Origin of the sequence: Flavobacterium ardleyense (assembly GCF_033547075.1) — a bacterium.
In the GTDB taxonomy this organism is placed as follows: domain Bacteria; phylum Bacteroidota; class Bacteroidia; order Flavobacteriales; family Flavobacteriaceae; genus Flavobacterium; species Flavobacterium ardleyense_A.
Map to the genome: position 1 here is coordinate 1,484,766 of NZ_CP137891.1, position 13,820 is coordinate 1,498,585.

Genomic DNA, 13,820 nt, shown 5'->3' on the forward strand with positions numbered 1-13,820 from the left:
TCTATGAAAGCAAAAATATACCCGCTACAATTTGTGCCCATTTTAAAAGAAAAAATTTGGGGCGGTCAAAAGCTAAACACCTTATTAAATAAAGGCCAAGAGCAAGATGGTGTCGGGGAAAGTTGGGAATTATCGGCAGTAGAAGGTTCAGAAAGTATTATTTCAAATGGCGTTTACAAAGGACGAAGTATAGTAAACTTAATAAATGAATTTCCAAAGGAGATTTTAGGAAGTTCAGTTTATTATAGTTTCGGAACTAAGTTTCCGCTGCTCTTCAAGTTTATAGATGCCAAAGATGATCTTTCAATTCAGGTGCACCCCAATAACAAGCTTGCTCTCGAACGACATAATTGCCTAGGGAAAACAGAGATGTGGTATATCATGCAAGCGGATTCAAATGCAGAGTTGGTGGTTGGCTTTAACAAAGATACCGATAGGCAGACGTATATTAGCGCACTTGAAAACAAGGATTTATTGCCACTTCTCAATGAAGTTAAAGTTCAAAAAGGAGATGTTTTCTTTTTAGAAACCGGAACCGTACACGCCATTAGAGCCGGTGTTTTCTTAGCAGAGATTCAGCAGTCCTCGGATATAACCTATCGAGTGTATGACTGGAATAGAAAAGATAAAGATGGGCAATTTAGAGAATTGCATACAGATTTAGCGCTAGATGCCATCAATTACAACGCGAGCAATGCCAAGGTTAATTACGTTACAATTGACAATCAGAGAAATATCTTAGTAAAAAGTCCATTTTTCACCACCAATATTATTCCGCTTGACGGTGAAATGGTAGTATTTCATATGGGCGAATACTTTAAAGTGTATATGTGTGTCGAAGGAGATTTTCAGATCAGATATCAATCGGATACCTACAATTATACCAAGGGGGATACAGTCTTAATTCCCGCAAATATGGTTGATTTCAAATTAATTGGAAAAGCCTCATTGCTAGAAATTTATATTTCATAGTATTTTACAAAGAATTAGTGTACTTTTGCAGGCAAATAAAAATTAAAATAAAATGGCAAACGTTAAGAATTTAAAGAAAGACATCAATTATGTTTTAGGAGATATCATCGAAGCAGTTTATATGTGGGAGATGGCTACAACTGGTAAACCAACCGAATCATCAAACGCATTAATCGATGAAGCAATCGCTGCATTTGATAAATTGATTGTAAAAGTAAACGCAAAAAACGTTGAAAATAAAAAAGCGCATTTCAAACAAATCAACCAAGATTTAGAAGATGTTGCAAACCAATTGGTTACTAAAATCAACGCTTTACAAGCATAATTTTTTTCAAAAAAAGGTGAAAATAGTTTTGGAGAAGTCAAAAAGCTTCTTATATTTGCATCAGAATTTTGAGACGCCAGCGTAGCTCAGTTGGCTAGAGCAGCTGATTTGTAATCAGCAGGTCGTGGGTTCGAGTCCCTCCGCCGGCTCAAGATTATAAAACCGCTTAACGAAAGTTAAGCGGTTTTTTTATGCCCAATTTCCAATGCCTTCATTCCCCCAAAATACATCTGTTGCTATTTCGTTCGTTGTATGATCGCCACAAAATACGGTGGTTGTCTTAGCACTATTATCGCAACAATCATTTTATCTTGGAGCTAATCGCGCTATACACTGCAATTCCTCGTGGCAGATCTTTTTTTCCAATGCCAGATAAGGAGCTTCCGTTGGTCGCTCTTATCTGTCAGGAAAAAATAGACCTGCTCCCTGCGGGATTTCCGCTGCTATCACGGCTAGAAGTTACAGAAGAATTCAACGATGAGTTACAGATTAGCACAAAAAAAGCCCCAGATTACTGAGGCTTTAATTAACAAAAAAATCAAAATATTACTCTACTATCTCTTGAGCGAAAAGTGCGCTCTAAATTCTCTTAGTTCTTTACGTAATTCATACGATACTACAAACCAATAGTCAGAAGATGGTAGAGGATGACCGTTTAAATTTCCATCCCATCCCGGACCTGTAGGTGAAAGGTTGGCAACAACTTTCCCGTATCTGTCCATAATTCGGATATGGACATTTTGAGCTCCTTGTAGATCTGGAATATTCCAGGTATCATTTGCGCCATCTCCATTAGGTGTAAAGTAAGGGACAAAATTAATCACTAAAACAGAGCTAGTTTCATCACCACAGCCATTTTTATCTCTAACAGTAATGATGTGAACACCACCACTTACATTATAAAAAGTTGGGCTGTCTTGAAATGCGCCACCGTCAAGTTGGTATTCATAGTTTCCTCCAATACCAGTCGCAGTTACCGTAATATAAGTTTGACTTGAAAAGTCGGCGCTTGTTGTATAAGTAATCGTTGCAGGCTCAGAAGGATGTACAGTAACTGATCTAGTAGAAGTACAGCCAGTAACTGAACTAGTAGCAGTCAGGGTATAGGTACCAGGTAACGTCGCAGTATAATTTGCGGAAGTTCCAACGGTTTGCCCAGTTTCATTTTTCCAAATAAAACTATGAGTGCCTGAGTGAAGGCCCGATACAAGTGCAGTTGAGCTTAGCAAGTCTCCAGTTACACTATCTATGCATATATAAGCATCTTTAAAAGTTGGTTCAGGCAATTTCTTAACAAATATTGCAATTTTAACCGTATCAAAGCAATCTGGTGCTAATGCATTATTTACTCTTGCGTATACATACGGTTTGGTTGTGCTGCTTACGGGATTCTGATTTTGATTTGCTTCAAATAAGCTTTCGTGAAAAGTTACATTAAATTCAGCACCTAACTGATTTCCTAAAACAGTTGCTGCGAGTGCCGATACATTAAAATTAAATACTCCATCATTGATGCCGTCTTCATCACAAATAGTTGTCATTGCCGAAGGTACAGAAAACGCTTTAGGCTGAGGAACAATTGTAACAACAAAGTCTGTTTCGTCAGAACACCCAGAAGCAAAATGTGACACTGCGTAAATGTAATAAGTTCCACTAGTTGTAATTGAGGTACCGGCAGGAATTTGAGTACCATTCCCACCAGGTTGAGTATAATATTTTCCCACTGCCAATGTTGGTAATTTATAACTGACACAAGTAGTAACATCTGGCAAAGAATTAACCTTAAACAGTGCAACGGCAAAACTAACTTCGTCAAAGCAATTCGGAACAGTTCCGGTTTCTGCGTAAACATAAATCGTTTGATTAGTGGTAATTTCATCACCGGCAAATAGTGGCGTTCCACCGCCATTTGGTGCGCTAAAGTAATTACCAATAGTCAATGCAGGTAGAATAAGAGAAGTACATTGTTCTACATTTGCTATCGCTCCTATAACAGGAGTTTTATTAATTGTGATGTCAACTATATTTTCGTCATGACATCTTATTCTATCTCCAGCCTCGGTAAAAATATACAAAGTTGTCGATTCTGTAATTATTTGTCCCGCGTGCAGCATGCCACTGTTCGCGGTTGGTCCACCAGGATTTGCGTAGTAGTTACCTACAGTTAGTGCAGGAAGTACATATTGATCACATGCTGTAATAGGACCCAAACTGTCAGCTTCTACAGAGAATATAAATAGTTCAAAACTACTTTCTGCGGTGCACGACGGAGTAGTATTGGTTGCGCTATACATGTAGATTGTTTGAGATTCGTATACAATCGTTCCTCCAGGAAGTAACTGTCCTGTCCCGCCTGGACCAGTGTAGTAGTTTCCGTTTGAAAGTGGTGTTAAAACATAAAAATTACAGATGTCAATGTCTGCACGAGGATCTAATTGTGCAGGCGCATTTACTACAACGGTAAATGTAGATTGATTGTAACACCCATCTGCCAAAGCTGCATAAATATATATGATCCGAGTGCTTGTGATAACGTCTCCTTCAAATAATTGCTGACCAGCGCCTAAAGGAGCAGAATAATATGCACCATTTGCCAAAGCTGGCAATGTATAACCACCGCATACCGCTACATTAGGAAGTATATCTATTGTTGGTTGGTTGATCGTGATACTAAATTGTACATCTGCTGCACAAGCTTGTGTATTATTGTTTATGTATATATAAATTATCGCAGAAGCATTTATCACAGTATTTGCAGGTATTAGTTCACCAGTTCCATTTGGTCCTGTGTAATAAGTACCAATAGGTAAAGCAGGTAGTGTATAAGGTTCACACTGAATTATATCTTCAGGTTGCAAATCGCCAATAAATATTTTAAACGACCGTTGCTTCGCACATAGAATTGGGTTGGTGTTTTGTGCATAAATATAAATTCTTTGGGTCGTTGTTATCGTCGTTCCAGCTGTGAGTTGAACTCCAGTTCCATTTGGGCCAGTAAAATAAGAACCTACAGTAAGTGCTGGCAATGTATAACCTACACAATCAAAAACATCTTGAACCGGAGCCAACACTGGTGAATCTGCAATTGTCACATCAAAACTAAGGGAGATGATACAAAAAGGCTCTACAAGGGCTTCGTAATAGATATAGATTGTTTGTGAAGTAGTTACTGAACTTCCTTGGGCAATTAACTGACCTTGACCATCTGGCTGAGTATAGAAATTTCCATATTCAATTGAGGGTACTATATACTTATCACAATAAGTACCGTCGGGTTGTGCAATTTTTAAAGGGTCAATTACCGTAATTTTAAAACTACTTGAACCAGGGCATGCGTCAGGTCCAGTTCCAGGATTGTAAATATGAATAACCTGCGTTTCAGTGATTATATGTCCAGCAAATAAGGGAGTTCCTCCTCCATTTATTGCGGTGAAATAGTTTCCGTTTACTAATTCTGGAAGTATAAATTGATCGCAAACCAGCTCGTCAGGAAGTTCATCTACGGGCGCAAGTGCATTGATTATAAGGTTAAAGCTTGTAGTGCTGAAGCAGGTGGGATCACCGATATTTTGTACTCTAACATATATTGTCTGTCCTGCAGATAATAGAGAGCTAGCAAGTGCATTAATTCCGTTTTGTGCGTCAGATTCAGAGCTATAATAAGTTACTGAGTAAAATTCTGCACTCTGACCACCTAGTATAACTCCTTTGTTGGCATCAAGATTAAATACGGCATTGTGTTGCGTACTTGATCGTTCGCATTTTTTTAAATCTGGCGCAGCGTAGGCTACTGCTGGGGGCAAAAAGACAAGATTAAATGATTTGACAGCCACACATCCGTTTATAGAATTTTGAACTCTAATAAAGATTTCTTGGTTGGTCGCACCTAAATAATTTTGGGGTAGTGGATTTACATTATTTTGCGCATCTCCAATTGTAAGATGATAAGATATTGGTGAGTTTGTTGGTACACCTTGATTAATCAATGCAGTATTCTGGTATATATCAAAGTTTTGTAAAGCTGTTCCATTATCACATTTGTAAATATTTTTTGGAGAGGGAAAATCAAAAACCGGATAGAATTCAACAATAACTTCATCGGTTTCTGGAGAGCAGTCTCCTAGTAATTTTGTGTAGCTTACAGAGTAAGTTCCCGGTGTAGTAACGGTCAAGGTTGAAGCAGTTTGTCCTGCGATAACAACCCCATTTTTCAACCACTGAAATGAATATAGGTTGGGGTCTAGAGTAGTAACAAGTTCTTGGCTGCCATCACTACAGATTGCTGTATTGTTGCTTACTAGAAAATCTGCACCCAACACATTTTGGCCTATATTAAAACTATTTTCAGCGATGAAGATTGCAGAGTCAGATTTATAATCACCACGGTCTGCAATTACAAGTTTAATGTGATAAGGTGTATTTGGGGTAAGAATTGAACTAGCGGTCAAAACCTTGGTTTGTCCATTAAAATTTGTTGCTGAGTCTGCCATCCCTGTTCCACCATTAAAGCGTCCAAAAAAATCAGCATTTACAGATGGGCAAGAAGAGTTGTACAAGAAGTCTCTAATTGTAACTACCGAAATTGGTAAGTTGGTTCCTGGCACCACCGCTAGATTGGTGGTCACACCGGTGTTTAAATTTGTAAGTAAAAATGCAAATGCATCTGAGTACTCACACTGGAAATTTCCATATTCTTCCGATGCAAAAATAAAATCGAAACTAAATTGTGGTGAAATCGAGGTAAAGTCAAATTCTAATACGGTAGCATTTGTAGAATTCATGCTAATTCCCGCCGCTGCCAAAACTGATTCGAGATCTGCATCACCTAGCCACGCGCTGGATCCTTCATGCAGCATTGTTGCATTAGGTCCCGCAGCGCTAAGAACGTTTCCGGTGCTTAGGACAACTCCCGCAGTCATTGGAAAATTAGGATTTGTGTTGGTAAATTTACCAATACCATTGTGCGAGCCATAATTTGTGCCAGTCCGCCAAGTTACATTTTGCGCATTTACGCAAGGAGAATTAATTAATACGTCATTAACTAATTCAGGAACAGTCTGCGGCCCGGTACTTACACTGATAGATTGTGCAAACATTCCGAAAGAGCAAACAAGTAAAACTAAAAGTAGTGTTCTTTTCATTTGGGGTAATTTTATGGTGCAAATATTCATTCAATTATCGGTTAAATACAAATAAAACCGATGAACTACATCAAATATATAAAACGTGTAAGATTATCCTATTGAAGTGTAAAATTTTTTCAATCTTTTTTTAGTATAGAATGGTAGGATTATATCGTAGGGCTACAGGAACTATGCTGGTAATTTATAATTATTGTGCTCCTATAGATGGGCATTTTATTGATTTGTTAGTCTTACGCAATTAGTTAGGAAAATTTAACGATGCTAGGAGCAGTTTCTTAGTATTTATAAATGAAATATACCTCTTAAATAAAGTATAATTTATCTAAGAGGTATAAGTTAAATATTACAAATGATTGAATTTGTCTACGGAGGTATTCTAAAAAATAATATACTACATCAGACTATCGCTTTAAAGTAAAATGTGATTTAAACTCCCTTTGCACATTTTCAATTTCATAAGATACTACAAACCAATAATCAGTAGACGGTAGTGGATTTCCTAAGTACAGTCCATCCCATCCTGCGGTCTTGGAGTTTATGCGATAAACAATTTTTCCGTATCGATCCATAATAGTTATGTTCACATCATTTGCGTAATTTAAATCAGATATATTCCAAGAATCGTTAATGCCATCACCATTAGGTGTAAAATAGCGCGGATAATTTATAATTAACACTGAAGTAGTTGTTTCTCCGCACCCATTCTTATCTCGAACCGTAACTGTATGAATTCCCCCACTGAGATTATAAAAAGTTGGATCATCTTGAAATAAGCCATTATCAATCTGATACTCATAATCTCCTCCCACACCATTTGCAATAACTGTTACATAAGTCTGATCTGCAAAGTCTGTACTTGTTGTATAGGTAATTGATGCAGGTTCAGAGGGGCTGAGTGTTACTGTTCTGATTGATGAACATCCCGTAATGGAATTAGTAGAAGTAAGACTATAATTTCCAGGGAGAGTTGCAGTATAATTTGCTTCAGTACCTAAAATTTGCCCAGAAGCATCCTTCCACTCAAAGCTATGTGAGTTTGCATTTAATCCAGAAAAAATAGTCTTTGGACTCAATAATGTTTGGGTTTCACTATCAATACAGATAAATGTATCTTCAAAAGTTGGTTCAGGTAACTTCTTTACAAAAATCGTAATTTTTACAGTATCAAAACAATTAGGCGCCAGTGCATTATTAACTCGGGCATAAACTGTTGGCTTCGTAGAATTTATAACTGGGTTACTATTTAGATTTGCCTCAGAAAGGCTTTCATGAAATGTTACACTAAATTCAGCTCCTATTTGCGTCCCCAATACTGTAGATGCTAGAGTAGATAGATTAAAATTAAATACCCCATCGTTTACATCATCTTCATCGCATAAGGTTGTCATTGATGCTGGGACTGTAAAAGCTATTGGTTGTGGAACAATTGTCAGAACAAATTCGCTCTCATCTGAGCAAGCTGATGCAAAAGGAGATTGCCCATAAATATAGTAGGTGCCGCTTTCTGTAACTGTGGTTCCTGGCGCAATTTGGATTCCATTTCCTCCTGGCTCTGTATAATAGTTTCCAACTGACAAATTAGGTAATTTATAACCGCTGCAAGTTGTTAGATCAGGTAGTTCACTTACATTATAAATCTTTGCCATAAAACTTTCTTGATCAAAACAATTAGGTGTAGTTTCGGTTTCAGCGTATATATAAATAGTTTGCGATGATGTGATTAAATCTCCAGCACTAAGTTGAGTCCCTTCACCATTAGGCTCTGTATAATAATTTCCTACAGAAATAGATGGCAGGGTAAAGGATTCACATCTTTCCACGTTTGGCATTGCTGCGACGATAGGTGTGTAATTGATTGTAATGTTTACAACGTTTTCGTCACTGCACACGATTCTTTCTCCTGATTCTATATAGATATAAAGCGTTGTTGACTGTATGATATTAGTACCAGCCTCAATATTTGTGGCATTGGTGTAAGGACCTCCGGAATTTGCGTAGTATTTTCCAATTTCTAACTCGGGTAGCACATAATTATCACAGGATACAATATCGCCAAGGTCATCTGCTTCTACGGCAAAAATAAATACTTCAAAGCTAGATTCGGCAGTACAAGGCGGTGTAGCTGTTGTGGAATTGTAAACATAAACAATTTGAGATTCATATAAAATTGTGCCGCCCGGCAACAATTGACCAGTACCGCCTGGTCCTGTATAATAATTACCATTTGTTAGTGGCGTTAAAGTATAAGAATCGCAAATGTCAATATCTGCTCTAGAATCTATTAATGCAGGAGCATTTACCGTAACAGTAAAAGACGACTGATTTTTACATTCGTCACTAAAATACGCATAAATATAAATCGTTTGGGTTGTTTCGATAAGATCGCCTTCATTTAACTGAATTCCACCCCCATCTGGAGCTGTAAAATAATTCCCACTTAATAATGTAGGTAATTCGTAAGCTCCGCAAGCTACTAGATCTTCAAATACGTTAATTTGTGGCTGCGATATCGTCAGTGAAAACTGAACATTGTTGGCACAAGTTTGGGTGCTATTTCCGATATGGATATAAATTATTTGGGAAGTACTAATGAAGGTTCCCGCCTCAATTTGTTGACCAGTTCCATTAGGACCGGTATAATATTGACCGATCGGAAGCTGTGGCAGTTGATAAGGCTCGCACTGATTTACATCTGCGGGTTGTAAATTTCCAATATATACCGTGAATTTCTTCCCCGCTGAGCACCCTAAGGGACCTGCATTTACGGCATAAAAATAAACATCTTGAGTGGCGGTGATTACTGTCCCTGCCGCAATTTCTGAACCGCCTCCGTTTGCCTGAGTATAGTAGTTACCTTGCGGTAAAGGGGGTAGGGTATAAGATTCGCAGTCTAGAACGTCCTGGATGTTATCTAATGAAGGAGAAGGATAGATTGTTACATCAAAACTTGTATTAATTTCACATATAGGTGCAACAGTTGTCTGATAATAAACATAAATTGTTTGAGTAGTAGTTATTGAGCTCCCTTGCTCTAATACTTCTCCACCACCATTTGGTTCTGTATAAAATTCTCCATACTCCAGGGTTGGTAATTGGTAAGTATCACAATGACTACTACTTGGTGGCGTTAGAGCAATAGGGTCTATTACGGTTACTTTAAAACTTCTTTGCGCTGCACAGCCACCTGTTTGTGTACTTCCGTTGTAAATATAAATTGTCTGGGTTTGTGTAATTATGGTTCCTGCCGGAAGTAATTGTCCTCCGCCATCAATGGCACTATAATAATTCCCGTTTTCCAAAGGAGGGAGAATATATTCTGAACAAACAATTATACTCGGTAAATAATCTACTGCTGGAGTTTCTAATACGATTAGTTCAAATGTGCTAGTGGTAAAACAGGTTGGGTCGGAGATGTTTTGTACTCTAACGTAAATCGTTGCATTTCCCGAAGTAAAAATTGGGCTCAATGCATTTACACCATTATTAGCATCAATTTCCGCGGAGTGATAAGTTACCACATAGTCATCCTCACTCTGACCATTTAAAATAGCAGATTTATTGTCGTTTAAATTAAAACTTGCGTAATGTTGAGTTGAGGATTTTTCGCATTTACTTAAATTTGGAGCAGTGTAAGCAGTAGGAGGTGGAACGAATAGTAGAGTGAATGCTTTAATACCAGGACATCCGCCGGGGTTTTCAACTCTCACGTAAATTGTCTGGTTGCCACTACTACTATAAAATTGAGGTAGTGGATTTACATTATTTAAAGCATCGTCGGCACTTAAGTGATAAGTAACTGGCGTCGTATCCGGAAGATTTGCCGTTACTACAGCATTATTTTGATACAAATCAAATTCTTGATTGCCCGCAGCTGTATTACATCTACTTAAATTTTTTGGTGTTGGAAATTCAAAAGGAGCGTAATATTGTATAATTATCGAATCTGTTTCCGGTAAGCAGCCGTCTAACAATTTGGTATAAGTTAGAGTATAGGTTCCCGCAGAGGTTACTAAAAGTGTCGGTGATTGTTCGCCTGCCAGAACATTTCCATTTCGTTTCCAAACAAATGAGTATTCATCAGGATTTAAGGTACTGTCTAAAAGGTGACTTTCGCCATCGCAGAGAGCGCTATTATCACTAATTGTTAAATCTGATCCTAGAACGAATTGCCCCACATTAAAACTGTCAGAAGAAATAAATATTGCTGAATCTGATTCAAAGTCTCCTCTATCAGCAATAACTAATTTTATGTGATAAGGGGTATTTGGTATAAGTAATGCCTTAGCTGTTAATAATTTAGTATGTCCGTTATAGTTTGTGGCCGAAGTAGTGGCGCCTGCTCCTCCATTAAAAACTCCAAAGTATTGTTCGTTTTCTGAGGTGCACGAAGAATTATATAAGAAATCTCTAATAGTGACTACCGAAATGGGAATATTAGTATTAGGTACAACTGCAAGATTTGTGGTTACCCCAGTGTTAACGTTTGTAAGTAGAAAAGCAAAAGCGTCCGAGAACTGACATTGAAAATTCCCATATTCTTCTGAGGCAAAAACAAAGTCAAAATTAAACTGCTGTGAGATGGATGTAAAGTCAAACTCTAGAACAGTAGCATTGGTCGAGCTCATCGTAATTCCTGCCGCTGCAAGTGTAGCTTCAAGATCCGCATCTCCTACCCAAGCTTCGTTACCATCATTTAAATCTGTAGTATTAGGTCCAACTCCGTTTACTGCAGAGCCAGTACTCAAAATCACCCCAGCACTCATTGGAAAGTTTGGATTGCTATTCGTAAAATAACCGATTCCATTTACTGAGCCAAAATTTGTACCAGTTCGCCAACTAACATTCTGCGCGCTTACGCAAGGAGAGTTAATCAAAACATCGTTGACTAACTCCGGGATTGTCTGCTGATCTGTCGTTACAGTTATCGTTTGTGATTGTACTGAAAACGAAGCAATTATAAGTAGGTTTAAAAGTATGTTTTTCATTTGTGGGGCAAATTAATCTGCAAAGATTCAATCATTTACCCTTTTGTTGCAAAAAAAATTAGGTGAAAAAAACTCAATATAATAACTATGTAAGTATGGAATAGATATTATATAAAGTATAAATTCTAATATTCAAAATTAGAAATCGAGATATTATTACTTGAACCTTACTATTTTTAAACACTCTATAATATTTATGTTAAATTATAGTTACCTAATGGGTTTTGGCGAAAATAGAGGCTAAAATTATAGATGAAAAATTCATTAATTCACGAATTCTTCGAAAATAGGTATTTTCGCACAATTGAAATGGCTTTTCTGCAATGTTCTGAAATTGCTCATTTAGTAGATTTCGATAAAATTTGTGTTGGAGAAACTTTATGACTTCAATATAATAATATTTAGTCCAATTATTTAAATGAATAGTTTGTTTTCATATTATTTTTTTAAGCATTGTTAGCCACACCTTACATGTATCAGCGTCAATTATCAAATTACAAGCATAGAGTTTATTGCCAAATGCCTTTTTCTTCGCACATTTAATTTATCTTTGCAACCTTAAAAAACTCCTAATTATGACAATTTCTAAAATTTTGTTTCCGCTTGTAGAAGAAGCTATTGAAAAACTTTTTGGTCTCTCAGATGCCACAATCGAATTTCAAGAAACTCGGAAAGACTTTGCTGGAGATATTACTTTGGTGATTTTTCCATTATTAAAAAAACTGAAAGGAAATCCAGTAGAAATTGGAAATAAAATCGGAGCGTATCTTCAAGATAATACTGCTGAGGTTGTTTCTTTTAATGTGGTTTCAGGATTTTTGAATATTCTGATTTCAGATGAGTATTATTTAAATTTTCTAAAATCAATTGGAGAGAATCTTCCTTTTGGTTTTAAAGAAGTTAATAAAGAAGAAGATGCTATTTTGGTCGAATATTCTTCACCAAATACCAATAAACCACTTCACTTAGGTCACGTTCGAAATAATTTGTTGGGATATTCTGTTGCCGAAATTCTAAAAGCTTCGGGTAAAAAAGTTTATAAAACTCAAATTATCAACGACCGTGGAATTCATATTTGCAAATCGATGATTGCTTGGCAAAAATCAGCTAAAAATGAAACTCCAGAAAGTACAGGTCTAAAAGGTGATAAACTAGTCGGAAACTACTATGTTGCTTTTGATAAAATGTATAAAGAGCAGATTGCCGAATTAATGGCAAGTGGTTCAACCGAAGACGAAGCAAAGAAAGATGCACCTATTATTATAGAAGCACAGCAAATGCTTCTTGATTGGGAAGCTGGAAAGCCGGAAGTTATCCAACTTTGGAAAACTATGAATCAGTGGGTTTATGACGGTTTTGAAGCAACTTACAAGAAAATGGGCGTTGATTTCGACTCTTATTATTATGAAAGCAATACCTATCTTTTAGGAAAAGACGTTGTGGAGCAAGGTCTTGCTGATGGTGTTTTTGAAAAAGATCCTGATGGTTCCGTTTGGATCGATCTGACGAGCGATGGTCTTGACCGTAAAATTGTTTTGAGATCTGACGGTACTTCGGTATATATGACTCAAGATATTGGAACGGCAATTCAGCGTACAAAAGATTTTCCAGATGTTGGCGGAATGGTTTATACCGTAGGAAATGAGCAAGATTATCACTTTAAAGTTTTATTCTTAATCTTGAAAAAACTTGGTTTTGATTGGGCAACAAATCTTTTCCACCTTTCTTACGGAATGGTCGATCTGCCTTCCGGCAAAATGAAGAGCCGTGAGGGAACCGTGGTTGATGCCGATGATTTGATGAACGAAATGAGCACAACAGCTCAAAAAATTAGTGAAGAACTTGGAAAATTAGAAGAATACTCAGCTGCAGAAAAGCAAGATTTGTACAATACAATCGGAATGGGCGCGCTGAAATATTATATTTTAAAAGTAGATCCTAAAAAACGTATCCTATTTAATCCTGAAGAATCTGTAGATTTTGCTGGAAATACTGGTCCGTTTATTCAATATACCTATGCTCGAATTCAATCAATTTTGCGAAAAGCAAAAGATAGTGATTCGGCAGAAATTTCGGTTGCAATCGAATTAGATTCGAAAGAGAAAGAATTGCTAAAAACATTGGCGACATATCCAGAAGTTATTCAAACCGCGGCGGCAAATCATAGTCCGGCGTTGATTGCAAATTTCACTTACGATCTTGTAAAAGCCTACAATTCTTTCTATCAAACGGTGCCGATTTTGGGAGAAACTGATTCGGATAAAAGAAATATACGAATTCAATTATCACGCAAAGTCGCTGACACTATCGCTTCAGCCTTTGGATTACTTGGAATTTCGGTTCCGGAAAGAATGTAATTTCTTGCAATTAGGTGGTGGCCAATCAGAGTAAATT

At 37.1% G+C, this 13,820-nt stretch carries 6 protein-coding genes and 1 tRNA gene; 5 read left to right on the top strand and 2 right to left on the bottom strand.

Translation table 11 applies throughout. The features are described 5' to 3' along the window. The first annotated feature begins 3 nt into the window (after window positions 1-3). The 3 genes from SBO79_RS06450 (at window position 4) to SBO79_RS06460 (ending at window position 1,446) form a co-directional block, all read left to right on the top strand. Window positions 4-972: a type I phosphomannose isomerase catalytic subunit gene (locus SBO79_RS06450; protein ID WP_318643211.1), complete on the top strand. Its 969-nt coding sequence runs from the start codon at window positions 4-6 to the stop codon at window positions 970-972. A gap of 52 nt (window positions 973-1,024) precedes the next feature. Further along, entirely contained in the window at window positions 1,025-1,297 is a 273-nt protein-coding gene (locus SBO79_RS06455) for a hypothetical protein (protein ID WP_318643213.1), read from the top strand. Between the two features lie 75 nt (window positions 1,298-1,372). Further along, window positions 1,373-1,446: transfer RNA gene (locus tag SBO79_RS06460), tRNA-Thr, on the top strand. Between the two features lie 405 nt (window positions 1,447-1,851). On the opposite strand, the gene SBO79_RS06465 is transcribed toward SBO79_RS06460, so the two are convergent. Further along, entirely contained in the window at window positions 1,852-6,438 is a 4,587-nt protein-coding gene (locus SBO79_RS06465; protein WP_318643215.1) for an FIDD domain-containing protein, read from the bottom strand. Window positions 6,439-6,842: 404 nt separating this feature from the next. Next, on the bottom strand, window positions 6,843-11,426 hold the full coding sequence (locus SBO79_RS06470; RefSeq protein ID WP_318643217.1) for an FIDD domain-containing protein: 4,584 nt from the start codon (window positions 11,424-11,426) through the stop codon (window positions 6,843-6,845). Window positions 11,427-11,678: 252 nt separating this feature from the next. Here SBO79_RS06470 and SBO79_RS06475 point away from each other — a divergent pair, with 252 nt between their 5' ends. Together SBO79_RS06475 and argS are read left to right on the top strand one after the other, a co-directional pair. Continuing rightward, window positions 11,679-11,810: a hypothetical protein gene (locus SBO79_RS06475; RefSeq protein ID WP_318643219.1), complete on the top strand. Its 132-nt coding sequence runs from the start codon at window positions 11,679-11,681 to the stop codon at window positions 11,808-11,810. A gap of 191 nt (window positions 11,811-12,001) precedes the next feature. Further along, window positions 12,002-13,783 (top strand): arginine--tRNA ligase, encoded by a 1,782-nt coding sequence (argS, locus tag SBO79_RS06480; protein ID WP_318643221.1) that lies wholly within the window; start codon window positions 12,002-12,004, stop codon window positions 13,781-13,783. Window positions 13,784-13,820: the final 37 nt, after the last annotated feature.

Excerpts from the sequence above, each read along its gene's own strand:
- SBO79_RS06475 (WP_318643219.1), top strand. The coding sequence starts at position 11,679 with ATGAAAAATTCATTAATTCACGAATTCTTCGAAAATAGGTATTTTCGC.
- SBO79_RS06455 (WP_318643213.1), top strand. The coding sequence starts at position 1,025 with ATGGCAAACGTTAAGAATTTAAAGAAAGACATCAATTATGTTTTAGGA.
- SBO79_RS06465 (WP_318643215.1), bottom strand. The coding sequence starts at position 6,438 with ATGAAAAGAACACTACTTTTAGTTTTACTTGTTTGCTCTTTCGGAATG.
- SBO79_RS06470 (WP_318643217.1), bottom strand. The coding sequence starts at position 11,426 with ATGAAAAACATACTTTTAAACCTACTTATAATTGCTTCGTTTTCAGTA.
- SBO79_RS06450 (WP_318643211.1), top strand. The coding sequence starts at position 4 with ATGAAAGCAAAAATATACCCGCTACAATTTGTGCCCATTTTAAAAGAA.
- argS (WP_318643221.1), top strand. The coding sequence starts at position 12,002 with ATGACAATTTCTAAAATTTTGTTTCCGCTTGTAGAAGAAGCTATTGAA.